The 17118-nt window shown below is 60.5% G+C and carries 21 protein-coding genes; 10 read left to right on the top strand and 11 right to left on the bottom strand.

Annotated features, from left to right (window positions below):
- Positions 1 to 335 precede the first annotated feature (335 nt).
- Complete coding sequence (locus HX868_RS03315) at positions 336 to 1127, top strand: crotonase/enoyl-CoA hydratase family protein (protein WP_016975389.1); 792 nt, start codon at positions 336 to 338, stop codon at positions 1125 to 1127.
- A 1-nt stretch (position 1128) separates the two neighbouring features.
- Here HX868_RS03315 and HX868_RS03310 read toward each other — a convergent pair whose 3' ends face one another.
- Positions 1129 to 1884, bottom strand: a complete 756-nt coding sequence (locus HX868_RS03310) for a spermidine synthase (RefSeq protein WP_038841936.1) — start codon at positions 1882 to 1884, stop codon at positions 1129 to 1131.
- 124 nt (positions 1885 to 2008) lie between these two features.
- On the opposite strand from HX868_RS03310, the gene HX868_RS03305 reads away from it, so the two are divergent.
- Positions 2009 to 3355, top strand: coding sequence for a class II 3-deoxy-7-phosphoheptulonate synthase (locus HX868_RS03305; protein ID WP_016975387.1), 1347 nt, complete (start codon positions 2009 to 2011; stop codon positions 3353 to 3355).
- Here HX868_RS03305 and HX868_RS03300 read toward each other — a convergent pair.
- The gene (locus HX868_RS03300) at positions 3345 to 4565 is read right to left on the bottom strand and encodes a winged helix-turn-helix domain-containing protein (RefSeq protein WP_177001910.1); all 1221 of its coding nucleotides are present in this window, start codon (positions 4563 to 4565) and stop codon (positions 3345 to 3347) included. The two genes, HX868_RS03305 and HX868_RS03300, sit on opposite strands and share 11 nt — an antisense overlap.
- Positions 4566 to 4610: 45 nt before the next feature.
- Complete coding sequence (locus HX868_RS03295; RefSeq protein WP_025999664.1) at positions 4611 to 4817, bottom strand: DUF1127 domain-containing protein; 207 nt, start codon at positions 4815 to 4817, stop codon at positions 4611 to 4613.
- A 70-nt stretch (positions 4818 to 4887) separates the two neighbouring features.
- Here HX868_RS03295 and HX868_RS03290 point away from each other — a divergent pair, with 70 nt between their 5' ends.
- On the top strand, positions 4888 to 5769 hold the full coding sequence (locus HX868_RS03290; protein WP_095015273.1) for a LysR family transcriptional regulator: 882 nt from the start codon (positions 4888 to 4890) through the stop codon (positions 5767 to 5769).
- On the opposite strand, the gene HX868_RS03285 is transcribed toward HX868_RS03290, so the two are convergent.
- Entirely contained in the window at positions 5759 to 6508 is a 750-nt protein-coding gene (locus HX868_RS03285) for a TSUP family transporter (RefSeq protein ID WP_177001909.1), read from the bottom strand. The two genes, HX868_RS03290 and HX868_RS03285, sit on opposite strands and share 11 nt — an antisense overlap.
- 109 nt (positions 6509 to 6617) lie before the next feature.
- Here HX868_RS03285 and HX868_RS03280 point away from each other — a divergent pair, with 109 nt between their 5' ends.
- The 4 genes from HX868_RS03280 (at position 6618) to HX868_RS03265 (ending at position 9774) form a co-directional block, all read left to right on the top strand.
- Positions 6618 to 7568 carry a LysR family transcriptional regulator gene (locus HX868_RS03280; protein ID WP_177001908.1) on the top strand — a complete coding sequence of 317 codons (951 nt, stop codon included), beginning with the start codon at positions 6618 to 6620 and terminating at the stop codon, positions 7566 to 7568.
- 80 nt (positions 7569 to 7648) lie between these two features.
- Entirely contained in the window at positions 7649 to 8101 is a 453-nt protein-coding gene (locus HX868_RS03275; protein WP_177001907.1) for a MarR family winged helix-turn-helix transcriptional regulator, read from the top strand.
- A 208-nt stretch (positions 8102 to 8309) separates the two neighbouring features.
- Positions 8310 to 8729, top strand: coding sequence for an organic hydroperoxide resistance protein (locus tag HX868_RS03270; RefSeq protein ID WP_010211852.1), 420 nt, complete (start codon positions 8310 to 8312; stop codon positions 8727 to 8729).
- Between the two features lie 28 nt (positions 8730 to 8757).
- On the top strand, positions 8758 to 9774 hold the full coding sequence (locus HX868_RS03265) for an alpha/beta hydrolase (RefSeq protein WP_177001906.1): 1017 nt from the start codon (positions 8758 to 8760) through the stop codon (positions 9772 to 9774).
- 64 nt (positions 9775 to 9838) lie between these two features.
- Here HX868_RS03265 and HX868_RS03260 read toward each other — a convergent pair whose 3' ends face one another.
- Both HX868_RS03260 and earP read right to left on the bottom strand, forming a co-directional pair.
- Positions 9839 to 10411 (bottom strand): elongation factor P, encoded by a 573-nt coding sequence (locus tag HX868_RS03260; RefSeq protein ID WP_003172723.1) that lies wholly within the window; start codon positions 10409 to 10411, stop codon positions 9839 to 9841.
- Positions 10412 to 10460: 49 nt separating this feature from the next.
- Positions 10461 to 11594: an elongation factor P maturation arginine rhamnosyltransferase EarP gene (gene earP / locus HX868_RS03255; protein WP_177001905.1), complete on the bottom strand. Its 1134-nt coding sequence runs from the start codon at positions 11592 to 11594 to the stop codon at positions 10461 to 10463.
- Positions 11595 to 11726: 132 nt separating this feature from the next.
- Here earP and HX868_RS03250 point away from each other — a divergent pair, with 132 nt between their 5' ends.
- Both HX868_RS03250 and HX868_RS03245 read left to right on the top strand, forming a co-directional pair.
- Complete coding sequence (locus tag HX868_RS03250) at positions 11727 to 12095, top strand: hypothetical protein (protein ID WP_025999662.1); 369 nt, start codon at positions 11727 to 11729, stop codon at positions 12093 to 12095.
- A 6-nt stretch (positions 12096 to 12101) separates the two neighbouring features.
- The gene (locus tag HX868_RS03245; RefSeq protein ID WP_177001904.1) at positions 12102 to 12584 is read left to right on the top strand and encodes a GreA/GreB family elongation factor; all 483 of its coding nucleotides are present in this window, start codon (positions 12102 to 12104) and stop codon (positions 12582 to 12584) included.
- Between the two features lie 121 nt (positions 12585 to 12705).
- Here the strand turns inward: HX868_RS03245 and cysB are convergent, their stop codons facing one another.
- From cysB to HX868_RS03220, 5 genes are all read right to left on the bottom strand, one after another.
- Positions 12706 to 13680, bottom strand: coding sequence for an HTH-type transcriptional regulator CysB (cysB, locus tag HX868_RS03240; protein ID WP_012722988.1), 975 nt, complete (start codon positions 13678 to 13680; stop codon positions 12706 to 12708).
- A gap of 103 nt (positions 13681 to 13783) precedes the next feature.
- The gene (locus HX868_RS03235) at positions 13784 to 14284 is read right to left on the bottom strand and encodes a universal stress protein (protein ID WP_058427971.1); all 501 of its coding nucleotides are present in this window, start codon (positions 14282 to 14284) and stop codon (positions 13784 to 13786) included.
- A 71-nt stretch (positions 14285 to 14355) separates the two neighbouring features.
- Positions 14356 to 15261: a 5'-nucleotidase gene (locus tag HX868_RS03230; RefSeq protein WP_016975374.1), complete on the bottom strand. Its 906-nt coding sequence runs from the start codon at positions 15259 to 15261 to the stop codon at positions 14356 to 14358.
- A gap of 15 nt (positions 15262 to 15276) precedes the next feature.
- Complete coding sequence (locus HX868_RS03225; RefSeq protein WP_177001903.1) at positions 15277 to 16230, bottom strand: putative 2-dehydropantoate 2-reductase; 954 nt, start codon at positions 16228 to 16230, stop codon at positions 15277 to 15279.
- The gene (locus HX868_RS03220) at positions 16227 to 16613 is read right to left on the bottom strand and encodes a YbbN family protein (RefSeq protein ID WP_177001902.1); all 387 of its coding nucleotides are present in this window, start codon (positions 16611 to 16613) and stop codon (positions 16227 to 16229) included. The genes HX868_RS03225 and HX868_RS03220 overlap by 4 nt, the downstream gene beginning before the upstream one ends.
- Here HX868_RS03220 and HX868_RS03215 point away from each other — a divergent pair.
- Positions 16612 to 17046 (top strand): PilZ domain-containing protein, encoded by a 435-nt coding sequence (locus HX868_RS03215; RefSeq protein ID WP_016975371.1) that lies wholly within the window; start codon positions 16612 to 16614, stop codon positions 17044 to 17046. The genes HX868_RS03220 and HX868_RS03215 overlap by 2 nt on opposite strands.
- The last annotated feature ends 72 nt before the right edge of the window (positions 17047 to 17118 follow it).

Genomic DNA, 17118 nt, shown 5'->3' with positions numbered 1-17118 from the left:
TCGGCGGGGATTTGCGAAAACGAATGAATGAAAAAGATTCGTCAAGGGAGAGTCCGCTGTGCGGACGTGCAGCCGAAGCTGACTTCGGGGAATTGCGCTACCTAAACGCGGCCCGGTTAAAGGCCGGCGCGCACTATACCGGAAATAGCTGAAAAAGGGAGCTTTTTTTATCGGAAACCACCGATAAACCGCGCTGCATCACAGTCTTTGCAGATAACGCCGGCAAGGTCTATTTTTCAAAGGCCCGGCCCTGTTGGTCATAATGCTTAAACGGTTCACCTGACCTTTCGGCCCCTTTGGTCCGAAACCCTTCCCCGCGCCCGAGGGCACACCCGATGAATCAAGCCAGCAGCAGCCGCGTCAGCCGTGAACTCCAGGGTCATGTCTTGCTTTTAGGCCTGGACCGAGTGGCCAAACGCAACGCGTTCGACCTGGAGCTGCTCAATGAGCTGAGCCTGGCGTATGGCGAATTTGATCGAAATACCGACGCGCGGGTCGCCGTAGTGTTTGCCCATGGCGATCACTTCACCGCCGGGCTCGACCTGGCGAATGTCAGCGGTGTGATGGCCGGTGGCTGGCAGCCGCCGTTGGGCGGTTGCGATCCCTGGGGCGTATTTGCCGGCCCACGCGTGAGCAAACCGGTGATCGTCGCGGCCCAGGGTTACTGCCTGACCATCGGGATAGAGCTGATGCTGGCCGCCGATATCAACCTCTGCGCCAGCAATACGCGCTTTGCGCAGATGGAAGTACAGCGTGGGATCTTTCCGTTTGGCGGCGCGACGCTGCGCTTTCATCAGATTGCCGGCTGGGGCAACGCGATGCGCTGGCTGCTGACCGGCGATGAATTCGACGCCCATGACGCCCTGCGCCTGGGCCTGGTGCAGGAAGTGATGGCCAGCGAAGACCTGCTGCCCCGTGCCGTCGAACTGGCCAACCGTATCGCCCGCCAAGCGCCGCTGGGCGTTCAAGCCACGTTGATGTCGGCGCGGTTGGCGCGGATGGAAGGCGAAACCGTGGCGGCAGCGGCGTTGCCGCCGATGGTGGATAAACTGCTCAACAGCGAGGATGCCAAGGAGGGCGTGCGGGCGATGATCGAGAAGCGGCCCGGCGTATTCAAAGGCATCTAGCTCAGGTCGCCGGGCGGATCGCCTTGATCAGCGGCTGCAACGAATAACCCAATCGCGGTGCCAGGGCTTCGGCGCGAGCGGACAATGCCTGCAGGTCCAGCTCCTGATCCAGCTCCGAAGGCACCAGCAAGATCACATTGCCCTCCTTCACCGGCAGTTCCCAATAATGCCGGTGATACAAACCACGCAACAAAGCAGCGCCCAGCGGTTTGCCATCATCGGTGGCCCACTGGTTGATCACCAGCCAGCCGCCGGGATTGAGCTTCTTCTGGCAGTTTTCCAGGAACGTCCAGGCCAAGTGCCCGACGCCAGGGCCGACATCCGTATACAGGTCGACGAAGATCAGGTCGGCCGGCTCTGCGGTCTCCAGCAATTGCAGGGCATCGCCGATGCGGATGTACAGGCGCGGGTCATCGTCCAGCCCCAGGTATTCGATGGCCAGGCGCGGCACGTCCGGGCGCAGCTCGATGGCTTCCACGTCTTCCAGCGGCAGGAACTTGAGACACGCCTGAGTCAAGGTGCCCGCGCCCAAGCCCAGGAACAGCGCGCTTTCCGGTTGTTCATGGCACAACGCGCCGATCAGCATGGCACGGGTGTAGTCGTACTCCAGCCAGCTCGGGTCAGCGGTGAACACACAGCTTTGCTCGATGGCATCGCCGAACTCGAGAAAACGGTAATCGGCCACTTCGAGCACGCGGATCATGCCGAAGTCATCATGGACTTCAGCCAGCAGGCGCTCGACACGCTCCTCGGTCATCACTACTCCTAAAGGGTTTACCGCACGGCAAAGGCGCGATTGTCGGCCAACCGGCGGCAACAGGTCACGCACTAATTGCTGATAACATTGGCGCCCCACCGTCAATCAGCCAATCGAGTTCATGATGAGCCAACCCTGGAGCCCCGACAGCTGGCGCGCCCTGCCGATCCAGCAACAACCCCAGTACCCGGACGCTGCGCACTTGTTGCAAGTGGAGCAGAACCTGGCCAGCTACCCGCCACTGGTGTTTGCCGGGGAAGCCCGCGAGTTGCGTCGTCAGTTTGCCGAAGTGACCCAGGGCCGCGCGTTCCTGCTGCAAGGCGGCGATTGCGCCGAGAGCTTCGCCGAGTTCTCTGCGGCGAAGATCCGCGACACCTTCAAGGTGCTGCTGCAGATGGCGATCGTGATGACCTTTGCCGCCGGCTGCCCGGTGGTGAAAGTCGGGCGCATGGCGGGTCAGTTCGCCAAACCGCGTTCGGCCAACGATGAAACCATCGACGGCATCACCCTGCCCGCCTACCGTGGCGATATCGTCAACGGTATCGGTTTCGACGAAAAAAGCCGCGTGCCGGACCCGGACCGCCTGCTGCAGTCCTATCACCAGTCCACCGCCACCCTCAACCTGCTGCGCGCCTTTGCACAGGGCGGTTTTGCCGACCTGCACCAGGTGCACAAGTGGAACCTGGATTTCATCGCCAACTCAGCGCTGGCCGAGAAGTACAGCCAACTGGCCGACCGTATTGACGAAACCCTGGCCTTCATGCGCGCCTGCGGCATGGACAGCTCGCCGCAACTGCGCGAAACCAGCTTCTTCACCGCCCACGAAGCGCTGCTGCTCAACTACGAACAAGCCTTCGTGCGCCGCGACAGCCTGACCAACGATTACTACGATTGCTCCGCGCACATGCTGTGGATTGGCGACCGCACCCGCCAGCTGGATGGCGCCCACGTCGAATTCCTGCGTGGCGTGAACAACCCGATCGGGGTCAAGGTCGGCCCGAGCATGAACCCGGATGACCTGATCCGCCTGATCGACATCCTCAACCCGGACAACGACCCCGGCCGCCTCAACCTGATCGCGCGCATGGGCGCCGGCAAGGTCGGTGATCACCTGCCAGGCCTGATTCGCGCCGTGCAGCGCGAAGGCAAGCAGGTGCTGTGGAGTTCCGACCCGATGCACGGCAACACCATCAAGGCCAGCAGTGGCTACAAGACCCGCGACTTTGCGCAGATCCTGGGTGAAGTGAAGGATTTCTTCCAGGTGCATCAGGCCGAGGGCACTTATGCCGGCGGGATTCATATCGAGATGACCGGGCAGAACGTCACCGAATGCATCGGCGGCGCGCGACCGATCACCGAGGATGGCTTGTCGGATCGGTATCACACCCACTGCGACCCACGGATGAATGCCGATCAGTCGCTGGAATTGGCGTTTCTGATTGCCGAGACCCTGAAACAGGTCAAGCGCTGAACAACATAGCCGCCCTCAACCGGTCGGCACTTGGCCGCTGGCAATTGAGCTGGACCTGTTCCAGTCCAAGCCAGCCGGCCATTTGCAACAGGTTCGACGCCAGCGCCGCCATCCCCTCATCATCCAAGCCCGGTTCCTCCTCATGCACCGCGTGCACCGCGAGGCGCCCATTGGCGCGTTCGGCGCGCAGGTCCACACGCGCAGCAATTCGTTCATTGTGCAAAAACGGCAGCACGTAATAGCCATACACCCGTTTGTCTTGCGGGGTGTAGATCTCCAGCCGGTAGCGGAAATCAAACAGACGCTCAGTCCGGCTGCGCTCCCAGACCAACGAATCGAACGGCGACAGCAACGCACTGGCCGGTACTTTGCGCGGCACTTTCGGATCGGGCAGGCAGTAAGCCAGCTGTTTCCAGCCTTGCACTTGGCAAACCCACAGTTGACCGTCCTCCACCAGTTCGGCAAGACGAATGCGGCTGTCGGCCGGATCGAGGCGGAAGTAGTCGCGCAGGTCTTTTTCGGTGCCCACGCCCAACGCGGTGGCGCTGTGCAGCAACAAACCACGCTGGGCTGGGGCTTCAGTCACAGCGGTTTGAAGGATATCGCCGGGGATGACCCGCTCCGGCAAATCATAGAGCCGCTCAAAACCGCGTCGGCCGGCAACCGTGACCAAGCCGGCGGCAAACAACCATTCAAGCGCGTGTTTTTCATCGCTCCAGTCCCACCACGGACCGGCGCGCTCCTCACGGGTCGACAAACTGCCAGCCCCCAATGCGCCTTGCTGCTCGACCGTCTGCAACACCCGCTGAATGGTGGCTTGCTGCTCACGGCCAAAACGCGCCATCTGCGAATAGATGCCCTGCCCCTGCTGCGCCCGCTGCATACGCCAGCGCATCAACGGGTACAACGCCATCGGCAGCAAAGAGGCTTCATGCCCCCAATACTCAAACAGCGAACGCCGTCGCCCCTGACTCCAGGCGGCCTGTTCAAGCATCAACGGGGAGTAGTTGCCCAGACGGGAAAACAACGGCAGGTAATGGGAACGCACCACGGCATTGACCGAATCAATCTGCAACACACCCAAGCGCTCGATCATGCGATTGAGGTGTGCAGCCTTGATCAATGCCGGCGCCTGGCGCCCGGAAAAACCCTGGGCCGCCAGCGCCATGCGTCGTGCTTGCTTGAGTGAAAAAGACAGGTTGGCGGGCATGGGGTTCTCCGTGGGGGCTCGCCGACTACCCTACTGCATCCGCGATCATTTTCGCAGCGGATCCTGCCAGAAATGCAGGTGGCGCTCGTGCTCGACATCACCGCGAGTGACACCGATATCCTTGAGCGCATCATCACTCAAGGTCGCCAGCATCTGGCGCTCCTCATGCAGCGCCTGCCACCGGGCAATCTTGTGAAACAACCCGGCAAACGGACGTTTCGCCATCAACACAAAACCTCTTTGACCTTTCATCTTCTCGCCCTCCAGTGGGGATGGCGCAAGTGTGTGCCTGGGCTTAAGATCAATCCAACGAATGTTTCTTATGCAATACATCTCAGAGATTGATCTATTGTCCAGCTTCCCGAGCATCGACACCGAAGTGCTGCGCACCTTCGTCGCCATCGCCGACCAGGGCGGTTTCACCCGCGCTGGCGAACTCGTAAACCGCACCCAGTCGGCGGTGAGCATGCAGATGAAGCGCCTGGAGGAAGACGTATTGCAGCGCAAGCTGTTCGAGCGCGATGGCCGGCAGGTTCGGCTGACGCCTGAGGGCCAAGTGTTGCTGGGTTATGCGCGGCGCATCCTGAAGCTGCACAGTGAGGTGTTCAACACCCTGCGTGAGCCGCATATGGTGGGCCTGGTGCGCATCGGCACGCCGGATGACTACGTGATGCGGTTCCTCCCTGGGATTCTCAAGCAGTTCTCCAAGGCATACCCGCTGATCCAGATCGAGATGCACTGCGAGGCGTCAACGGTACTGATGCAGCGGCGGGATTTGGCACTGACCGTTGTCAGCCGCGAGCCTGGCAATGAGATCGGTGAACTGTTGCGCACGGAGCGCATGGTGTGGGCGGCAGCGCCGTGCTTCTGCAGCGACGAGCACGACTCGCTGCCCCTGGCGATGTCCGGCACTGACTGCCTGTACACCCAGTGGGCCCGTTCAGCATTGGACGCGGCCGGACGCGATTACCGCCTGGCCTATCACAGCTCCAACGTGTCGGCGATCCAGGCCGTGGTCAATGCGGGCCTGGCGGTGATGGTCAGCATGGAAAGCCTGGTGACCGATGACCTGCGCATACTCGGCCGCGACGAGGGTTTCCCGCCCTTGCCGTCAATGAATCTGCATTTGCTGCGCAACACGCGGATGAATTCGCCCATCACCGATTGCCTGGCGGACTACATCATCGAAGGTTTCAGACTTTAAAGGTCAGCATCACCGCGCACACCACCAGGAAGCCGCAGAACAGCCCGCGCAGTACGCGCTCTGGCAGGGCATGGGCGACTTTCACGCCCCAACTGATACTGAGCAGACCACCGACGGCCAAGGGCACGCCGATCATCCAATCCACTTCCTGATGCCAAGCGTAGGTCACCAGTGTCACGCCGGTACTCGGCAATGCCAGGGCCAGGGACAGGCCTTGGGCAATCACTTGGGTGGTGCCGAACACACTGGTTAGCACGGGCGTAGCAACCACTGCACCGCCGACGCCGAACAAACCGCCCATGGAGCCGGAGGCAGCGCCGAGCACCCCGAGCCACGGCCAGGAGTAACGCATCTGCGCCGTCGGCGGTGCGTTGCGGGTGAACATGCGCACCAGGTTGTAGGCCGAGAGTGTCAGCAGGAAGGCAATAAAGCCGATGCGCATTGCGCCCGCGTCCAGGCCGACCGCCCAGATCGATCCGAGCCAGGCAAAACTGAACCCCATCACACCCAATGGCAGCGCATGGCGCAGTTCGATACGGTTGCGCTGGTGATAGCGCCACAGCGCCAGCATCACGTTGGGCACCACCATGACCAGCGCCGTGCCTTGGGCCAACTGTTGATCGAGACCGAATAACACGCCCAGCACCGGGATCGCGATCAGCCCGCCGCCAATACCAAACAGGCCGCCCACCGTGCCGAGGGCCGCGCCCAATACCAGGTACATCGCTAAATCCAACACCGCTTGTTACTCCGCAATCCCAAGCCTTGCATGCTACGCAGTCGACGCTGGCACGGAAACGCACAGCAACGCACAATGGTTGTGCCAATCTCGCATAAGCGATCTTTCGATGAACCCGAATACCCTGACTGATCAACTGAGCCTGTTTCTCGACGTGCTGGAAACCGGCAGTTTTTCCGCTGCTGCACGCCGTCATCCGTTGACGCCCTCTGCCGTGGCGCGGCGTATCGACAGCCTGGAAAGCTCGGTGGGCAGCCGCTTGTTCCAGCGCAGTACTCACGCGGTGGTGGCGACCCCGGCGGGTTTGGCCTTTGCCGAGCGGGCGCGGCGGATCGTCAGCGAGTTGCAGTTGGCACGTGCCGAGGCGGTGTCTTTGAGCCATGCGCCGGAGGGCCTGATTCGGGTGGATGCGCCAGCGGCCTTCGGTCGACGACACCTGGCGCCGGTGATTGCCGACTTCCTGAACGTCTACCCCGGGTTGGATGTGCACCTGCATCTGATCGACAGCTTTGTGGACATGCAAGGCGCACACCTGGGCAAGGTTGATCTGGTGCTGCGTGCCGGGCATCTCGTCGACACACGGCTGATCGCCACACCCCTGGCGAGCATCGTGCGTGTCGCCTGTGCCAGCCCGGCCTATCTGAAAAGCCGTGGCACGCCCAACCACCCTCGGGAGCTGAGCGAACACGACGGGTTGGACTGGGACGGCCTGGCGCCTACATTCGCCTGGCGCTTTGAAATGGATGGACGCCGCGCCACATACCGCCCGCGTCGCATCCGCATGAGTGCCAACAACGCCGAAGCCTTGCTGTCCGGCGCCCTGGCCGGACTGGGCATTGCCCACCTGCCCACGTGGCTGGCCAGTGAATACCTGGTGCGCGGCGAACTGCTGCCGCTGTTTTGCGAAAATGGCCTGCCCAGCCCGGAAACCACCGGGATCTATGCGCTGCGCCTGGAACAGCAACCCAACGCACGCAGCCGCTTGTTGTTGGAATACCTCAAAACCCGTTTCAGCCCGGTGCCACCCTGGGACCTGGCCTTGCAAAGTGGCTTGGTCTGACCGCTTGGACAGAATTATCTGGCGCATTAAAGATTTGCCCGCTAGATTCCAGCCCAGATACGTTTTCCGGAGGCACCGTCATGAGCAAAAACCCCGATCCTTGCGAATCACTGATGCTGGACAACCAGCTGTGTTTCGCCCTGCACTCCACCTCGCTACTGATGACCAAGGTCTACAAGCCACTGCTGCAAGCGCTGGGCCTGACCTACCCGCAGTACCTGGCCATGATGGTGCTGTGGGAAGAGGATGGTTTGACCGTCGGCGAAATCAGCAGTCGGCTGCTGACCGATCCGGGTTCGCTGACACCGCTGCTCAAGCGCCTGGAAGCTGAAGGCCTGCTCAGCCGTACCCGCAGCCGCGAAGATGAACGCGTGGTGGTCGTGGAGTTGACCGATGCCGGCCGCGCCCTGCAGGACAGGGCCATGGGCATACCCCAGTGCATCCTCGGCGCCAGCGGCCTGGAGCTGGAGCAATTGCGCAAGTTGCAGGGCGACCTGATTGCCTTGCGCACCAACCTGCAAGGTAGCGTTTAGTCCCCTTCCCTTGTAGGAGCCGGCTTGCCGGCGATTGCGGTACATCTGATACAACGCAATCGCCGGCAAGCCAGCTCCTACAGGTCACCGCCTAAAGCTGAAAAAATTTTAAAATTTATCTTGCGCGCAAAACATTAGCGCTATACATTCGCCTCACCAACTACTTAGCGCGCAAACATTTAGCGCTAATAACCCTGAGGAAAACGCCATGCAAACGCTCTATACCGCAGTAGCTACCGCCACCGGCGGCCGTGATGGTCGTGCTGTTTCCAACGACAACATTCTCGACGTCAAACTCTCCACCCCCAAAGAATTGGGCGGTGCCGGTGGCCAGGCCACCAACCCTGAACAACTGTTTGCTGCCGGCTACTCGGCCTGCTTCATCGGCGCCCTGAAATTCGTCGCCAGCCAGACCAAACGTAAAATCCCGGATGACGCATCGATCACTGCCCACGTCGGCATTGGCCAGATCCCCGGTGGTTTCGGTCTGGATATCGACCTGCACATCAGCCTGCCCGGCCTGGCTCAAGACGACGCGCAAAGCCTGGTCGACGCCGCTCACCAAGTCTGCCCGTACTCCAACGCCACCCGTGGCAACGTCGATGTACGCCTGCACGTGACTGTCTAAATGACCTCGGCCGCCCCTGGAGAACGCAATGAACACAATTGGTAAAGCACTCACCGGCACCCTGCTCGCCCTGTCCGTCACCCACGCCTTTGCGGCGCCAAGTGACGTTGAACACAACACCCAGGCGTTTCTGGATGTGTTGAACGCCGGCACCGGCAAACCGATGGAACAACTGACGCCCAAGGATGCCCGTGCTGTTCTGACCGGCGCCCAGGCCGGTGTGAAGCTGACCTTGCCAGCCGCAGAGGTGAGCCAGAAGACCATCCAGGTCGATGGCAAGCCGCTGGACCTGACCATCGTGCGTCCGGCCGGGGTCAAGGGCACATTGCCGGTGTTCATGTTCTTCCACGGTGGCGGCTGGGTGCTGGGGGATTACCCAACGCATGAACGCCTGGTGCGGGACCTGGTCGTGGGTTCGGGGGCGGTAGCGGTGTTCGTCAATTACACGCCTTCGCCGGAAGCGCATTATCCGGTGGCGATCAACCAGGCCTACGGCGCCACAAAATGGGTGGCCGAGCATGGCCAAGAGATCAACGTCGATGGCAAGCGCCTGGCGGTCGCGGGCAACAGTGTCGGCGGCAATATGGCGGCGGTCGTCAGCCTGATGGCCAAGGACAAGGGCACCCCGGCCATCAAGTTCCAAGTGCTGTTATGGCCGGTGACCGACGCCAACTTCGACACCGGTTCCTACAACCAATATGCCGAAGGGCACTTCCTTACCCGCAACATGATGAAGTGGTTCTGGGACAACTACACCACCGACGCCAAGCAGCGCGCCGAGATCTACGCCTCGCCGCTGCGGGCCAGCACCGATCAGTTGAAAGGCTTGCCGCCCGCACTGATCCAGACCGCCGGCGCCGACGTGCTACGTGATGAGGGCGAAGCCTATGCCCGCAAGCTGGACGCCGCCGGTGTACCGGTGACCGCCGTGCGCTACAACGGCATGATCCACGACTACGGTTTGCTCAACGTAGTCAGCCAGGTCCCGGCGGTGCGTTCGGCACTGCTCCAGGCCTCGGATGAATTGAAGCAACGCTTGAAGTAAAAAGTGACGCCCATGAAAAAGCCCGACTCAAGGTCGGGCTTTTTTCGTATCGGCAGGGCCAGAATTACTTCTTGGCGCGACCTTTGTACGAACCACCTTCGCGGGTGTCGATCTCGATCAGGTCGTCGATTTCGATGAAATCGGCGACTTGCAGTTCGGTACCGTTGCTCAGCTTGGCAGGCTTCATCACCTTGCCCGAAGTGTCACCGCGAGCGGAACCTTCGGTGTAGGCCACTTTACGCACGATGGTGGTCGGCAGCTCTACGGAAACCAGGCGCTCTTCGAAGAAAATAGCTTCGCAGACGTCTTCCATGCCTTCTTCGATGAACGGCAGAACGGCTTCGATATCTTCAGCGTTCAGCTCGTACATGGTGTAGTCGGTGGTATCCATGAACGTGTAGGTGTCGCCGCTGATGAAGGACAGGGTCGCTTCTTTACGGTCGAGGATCACGTCGTCCAGTTTGTCATCGGCGCTGTAGACGATCTCGGTCTTGTAACCGGTCAGCAGGTTCTTCAGCTTGGTCTTCATGATTGCGCTGTTACGACCAGACTTGGTGAACTCAGCTTTCTGAACCAGCCAAGGGTCGTTTTCGAGACGGATCACTGTACCGGGTTTCAGTTCTTTACCAGTTTTCATTGCATATATCCGAAATTTGGATGGGATTTACAAAATTCAAGGTGGCGTATCATATCCAACTTTCATAAAACTGCACCAGCGCCGTCGCAAGATCGGCCTGCAAGCCTTGTTCCAGACACCATGTTTCGGCATGCAGATTCACTTCAGGCCAGTGTTCCAGCAGCATTTTCCACGGTTGGGCCATGTCGGCCTCGGTGTTCCAGGCTTGCCAGAGCCCGATTACGGCAGCCCTGGCCGCCGGTGATAAGTTGGCGGTGTACAGCGCCAGGAAGGCATCGAGCTTGTCGAGATGGATGTCTTCATCCTGTCGGTAGATGTGCCACAACAGCGGACGCCCGGCCCATTGGGCACGCACGAACGAGTCTTCGCCGCGCACGGCATTGAAGTCGCAGCACCACAGCAAGTGGTCGTATTGTTCCTGGCGTACGAAGGCGATGACTTGCACCGTCAGCGATCCGCGCTGCTGGATATCCCCTGCGACCAGCGGGTCCACACCAAGCCAGCGCTGCACATCGCCCAGGATACGTCCCTCAGGAACCAACAGATGAGTGGCACGCCCGTCCGTCGATAACACGTCCAGCCAGCTGGCCAGCCCGGCGTTTTCGTAGGCGAACAGTGAGATTAGCCGTGCGTCGGCTGCGGGAACTATGCCCAAGGCTTGCAGGAAGTCCCGCTGTGCACCGGCATCCTGCTGAAACGCCCTACGCTGCTCCAACAATCCCGCCTCACGCAACAGGCCGCCGGTGCCGGGTCGGAACCCAGGAAAGAAAAAGTACTTCTGCACGCCTTTGAATTTCACCGACGGCAGGCGATGACAGCCCACCACCCACTCTTCGGCACTCAGGTAATCCAGGTTCATCCACAACGGCACACGTTCGCGCTCGGCCATGGCTTCCATATAGTCGGGCGGCAACTGACAGGCAAACGCGGCAATCACTACCTCCGCCGCCGGCACACTCACCCACGCGGCCGGCCAATGGCGCACTTCGACACCTTCTTGCCATTGCAGGTCTTGCCGCACATCGATTGCCGGGCACATGCGCTCGAATGCCCGCAAGTCATCGACCCACAAGCGTACATCGCAGCGGTGCTCCGCCACCAACTGCCGGGCAAGGCGCCAGGTGACGCCGATGTCGCCGTAGTTATCGACGACGCTACAAAAAATATCCCAGCGGGCTTTCATTCCGGGCTCCAGCGCTCAAAGGCTCGATTGTCCGCATAAATGCGCGGATGCAGAAGGCTTGATCGCGATTATTCTGCACAGTGGCTGTGCGACAATCGCCGCCACGCCGTTTATGCCTGCCAGGAGGGCATCATGTCTGATCGTCCGTTGTCGCTGTTCAAGCTCAGTGCTTCCATCGCGTTTGGCGTGTGGTTGGGGTTTATCGCCCTCGCGCTAACGGCTTGGCTGGCTTCACGCTACCTGTTCCCGCAGAGCGTGGCGCCGGTGGCCCAGGCGGTGCAGCAGTTGGGCAAACCTGCGACGGTGACACCTGAACCACCAAACCGCATGTTCGAGCAGTACCAGCAGAACCTGCAGAAGCAGGAACAGCAGCAAACCCTGGACCAGGCCCGCAACAATGCGCGCAACCTGTCCAACCCCAAATGCCAGTTCTGGCTGCAACAGGACCAGAACGCGCCCAACGAAAAGACCCGGGCGAATGTCCTGCAATTCTGTGATTGATGACTCATGAATAAACACGCCGTCCACCAGCTTGTATTAGAGAAGCTCACCCTCGATCTCGACATTGCCCAACGCGCAGCGCAGACCGCTTACGAAACCGCGACCCACGAAGAAAACATCGCGGAGAACAAATACGACACCCTGGGGTTGGAGGCTTCCTACCTGGCGGCGGGGCAAGCCAAACGCGTGGAGGAGATCAAGCAGGCGTTGGTGTTGTGCCAGAACATGCAGCTGCGGGCCTACGATGATCAACGCGGTATAGAAATTGGCGCGCTACTGGGCCTGGAAGACGAGAACAGTCGCCAGCAATGGCTGTTTTTGGCGCCAGATGCTGCAGGTTTGAAAGTGGATGTGGTCGGGCAACCGGTCACCGTCATCACCCCGCGCTCGCCGCTGGGCAAAAGCCTGATGGGCAAGTTCGAAGGCGATGAGGTGGAGATTCTGGTGGCGGGTGCTCGGCAGCACTTCACGGTTACCGACGCCAAATAACCTGTAGGAGCGAGCTTGCTCGCGAAGAACGCAAGCACGCCGCGTGAATCCTGGCCCCCTGCGTTATCGTTGACGATTTTCGCGAGCAAGCTCGCTCCTACAGTGGATCGCATTCATTCACTTAATGGACGGGCAGCTCAACGCCATCAAACAACTCTTCCAGTTCCTGCTTGTTGTGGCACTGGATCGCCTTGGCCATGACTTCACGGGTCAGGTGCGGCGCGAACTTCTCGATGAAATCGCACATGAAGCCACGCAGGAAGGTGCCACGACGGAAACCGATCTTGGTCACGCTGGACTCGAACAGTTCGCTGGCATCCAACACCACCAAGTCTTTGTCGAGGGCCGTGTCGACCGCCATCTTGGCGACGATACCCACGCCCAAGCCCAGGCGAACGTAAGTCTTGATCACGTCGGCGTCGGCTGCGGTGAATACCACTTTCGGCGTAAGGCCGCGGTGACTGAACGCTTCGTCGAGCTTGGAACGGCCGGTGAAACCGAATACGTAAGTCACGATCGGGTATTCCGCCAGGGCTTCCAGGGTCAACTTCGGCAGCTTGGCCAACGGATGACCTTGAGGCACGACCACGCAACGGTTCCAGCGATAGCACGGCATCATCACCAGGTCGCCGAACAGCTCCAAGGCCTCGGTGGCGATGGCGAAATCGACAGTGCCATCAGCGGCCATCTCGGCGATCTGCATCGGCGAACCCTGGTGCATGTGCAGCGCCACGTCCGGGTACTGCTTGATGAAGTCGCGAATCACCGGCGGCAAGGCATAACGCGCCTGGGTGTGGGTGGTAGCGATGGACAGGGTGCCTTTCTTCTCGTTGGAGAATTCCTGGGCGATCTGCTTGATACTTTCGACTTTGCGCAGGATCTCACCGGCGGTGGTGATGATGCGCTCACCGGCCGGCGTGACGCGGGTCAGGTGCTTGCCGCTGCGCGCGAAGACTTCGACGCCCAGCTCGTCTTCGAGCAGGCGGATCTGCTTGCTGATACCGGGTTGCGAGGTGTAGAGGCTTTGAGCGGTAGCGGAAACGTTGAGGTCGTGGTGCGCCACTTCCCAGATGTAGCGCAGTTGTTGAAGCTTCATATGTGTCCCTCAAAGCAGATAGACGCCACGGGTATCAGCGACGGTATATAACTATATTAAAGGTTCGATGGATAAATCTAGAACTTTTTATCGTTTTCACCCATCACACGTCATCACTGCGGCGACGCTGCAACGAAGGCACCAGATAAACCGGCACCGTAGACAGCTGCAGCACCCGGGCAGCGGTGCGCCCCAACGGAGTAGCCGCTGCGGTTGCATGGCTATGACTGCCGACGATCAACAGGTCCACGGAAAGTTTGCGCAGTTGGTCGAGAATCACCTCGCACGGGTCCCCCTGGATCACCCGTACCGAGCGAATCAACTTCAGGTCTTGCTCGCCGTCCCCCAACTCCTCGCGAAAACTGTCCAGCACCCGTTGCTCGATCGTCGCCATTACCGTGGTCAGCCCCTGGCTCTGCCATTCACTCAGGGCCTTCTCATCAAGGTAGCTCTGTAACACCGATTCGGCGAACAGCCCGATGGGCTCGACCACGTGAATCACATACAGGTCCGCCTTGAACGTTCGGGCCAGCGCCAGCGCATGTTGCATCACATAAGGCGCGTACAGACCGAGGTCTGTGGCGTACAGCATCGAACGGATCATAGAACCCCCTGGAACTGCCAGGATGGCGGAGATGAAATCAGCTTAGCAGTGCCCAGGCGACTTGGATTGACTTAGATCTTCACCTCGTTACTGATGCCATGGGGCACATGCCCGGTGGCGACGAATTCCATGGCCTTCTCGCAATGCCCGGCCTGGTCATCGAAAAACACATCGGCGGCAAACGCTTCCAGGAACGCCGATTTTTCCAGGCCACCGAGGAACAACGATTCGTCCAGACGAATATCCCACTCGCGCAAAGTACGAATCACACGCTCATGGGACGGCGCCGAGCGGGCGGTGACCAGGGCGGTACGGATCGGGCAGGCCTCGTCCGGAAACTCGCGCTGCAACAGGTTGAGCGCCGCCAGGAAACCCTTGAAAGGGCCTCCATGCAAAGGCTGGCGCGCCGACTCCCGCTCATTGGCCTGGAATGCTTCCAGTCCGCCAGCCTGATAGACGCGTTCGGACTCATCGGAAAACAACACCGCGTCGCCGTCGAAGGCAATGCGCAGTTCTTCGCTGGAAGCGCGGTTCGGGCCGCCGGACAGAATCGTCGCCGCCGCAAACCCGGCATCGAGGGCACTGCGCACATCTTCAGCATGGGTCGACAGAAACAGATGGCAACCAAACGCGGCCAGATAAGGATAAGGACTACGCCCGCCTACGAAAGCGGCGCGGGAAATGTCCAGGCCGTAATGCTGGATTGAATTGAACACGCGCAGGCCGGTGTCCGCACTGTTGCGCGACACCAGCACTACTTCGACCCGGGCACGGCCGAGGCTGGCATTCAGGCTGAGCAGCTTCTTGACCAGCGGGAAGGCGTCACCGGGCTCGAGGATTTCCTCCTCGTGTTCGATCTGGTACTGGCGATAGGTCTCGACCCCTTCGGCCAGGTAGACCTTGTGGCTGTCACTCAAGTCGAAGAGTGCCCTTGATGAAATCGCCAGCACCAGTTTGTCGCCCAATCCCTTTGCCATAGTGTGCCCCCTAACTCAGCGGTTATGTCGATCAATGAAACTCAAGGCCTGGTACAGCGCCTGCATCCGCGGCAACTCGCAACCGGCAGCCTTGGCGGCAGCGAGTGGCCGTGCGTAGATCGCCGCCAGCTCCAGCGGGCGTTTATGCACGTGGTCGTGGTACATGCTCGGCAGGTAGTCGTCCATGGTTTCGGTCATGGTGAACATCTGCTCGGCGTAACTCTTGGGGATTTCATGACCGCAGGCGTGAGCGCCCTGCACCACTTCGGCCATCAGCGCCTGGATCAGCTCGCGGCTGGATTCGTCAGCCATCATCGCCGTGGTGCCCGTACCGAGTAACACGGAGAGGCCGTTGTAGGGCACGTTCCACACCAGTTTGTGCCAACGGGCCTGATGCACATTGGCCATGGCCTGGGACTCGATACCGGCCGCGTGAAACAGCGCGGCGCCCGCTTCGACAATCGCCTTTTGCGCGCCCTCGTCATTGGCCGCCGTGCCACTGTGATAACCCAGGTTGACCCGGCCCAACGCCTGATGCTCGATCACGCCGGGGGCAGAACGGTGCACACCGATGTAGCACAGGCCTCCAAGCAGGTGCAGGGACGCTGGCAGGTGTTCACGCAGACTGTCTTCGACATCAAGGCCGTTTTGCAGCAGCACCACCTTGGCATCCGGGGCGGCAACTTGGGCGATGGTCGGGGCCAGGTCGACGTTACCGGTCGATTTGGTGCCCACCAGCAACCAATCACACGGCGGCATATCGGCGGCGCGCGCATACGCCTGCACCGGGTGCAGGTTCAAGGGGCCATGCACCGTGCTATTCAGTTGCAGGCCGTGCTCGCTGACCGCCGCGTATTCACTGCGCAACAGGAAGTGCACATCGAAACCGGCACGCGCCAGCATCAATCCATAAAAACCACCGATGGCGCCGGTGCCGATGATGCCAATGCGGGGTGCTTGTGCGGTCATGGCAGATCCTCTGGAGTGCGGGTAAGCGCTTGATGGATGGAGTCGTTTAGGTCAACACGTGTAAGGCGCGTCTGTAATTGCCCGAGAAACTGACCCTCGCACACCACGAACAACGCCGGCAAATGAAAGATCTGGTAGCGTTCGACCGCGCCACCGTTGTGCCCGGCATCCACCCAGCACACGCGGTCCACTGGCAGCGACCAGCCGGGTAACTGCTGGCGTGCCCAACGGCAACTGGAACAGCCACTGCTTGTAAACACGACCAGAGAAATACCTGGCAATCCCAGCAATTGCTGGTCAATATCCAGGTCGGTCAATTCCAGTTCCTTCACTATACTGCTGCCACCGCCGTCAATTGGACGGTGCTCGGAGTCCGTGTACATGGGTCGTTTTTTACCTCACCCTGATGATGTCGCTGTCGAGTTAATCCAACGCCCCTCTCCTGCCATCCCCCGCCAACGCCTACACACTGCCGGCCTGGGTGGTATCGCCTGCCATTGGCCACGTGCCTGGCGCGAAGGCACGGCGGTTGATCTGCACATCCCGTCCCTGGGCGCCAGCGCGCGTTACCCGGGCTATGTGGCGTGGTGCCGCAAGGTGGAAAACGGCTACCGCGTCGGTGTCGCATTTACCGATGAACATGCGTTGTTCGGTGCACGAATGGGTGAGCAAGCATGCCGGATAGAGCGCTACTGCCGCCAGCACGAAGATGCCGAACCCACTCCCCAGCAACTCGAAGCCCTGGCCCGCGAGTGGGTATCGCGCCATGCCAGTGAGTTCTCTCATGAGGCCTTTGTGGCGCCAGCGCTGGATTAAAGCGGGCTTTGCCCATTGTCGCGGGCCTGTGTTACGCGCTAAGGTTCCTCCCCCCTGCATTCAAATCATGCT

The sequence above is a fragment of the Pseudomonas reactans genome, from assembly GCF_013385825.1.
In the GTDB taxonomy this organism is placed as follows: Bacteria; Pseudomonadota; Gammaproteobacteria; order Pseudomonadales; family Pseudomonadaceae; genus Aquipseudomonas; species Aquipseudomonas reactans.
Note: the sequence above shows the minus strand (reverse complement) of the source record. Positions and strands in the feature narration are given on the sequence as shown.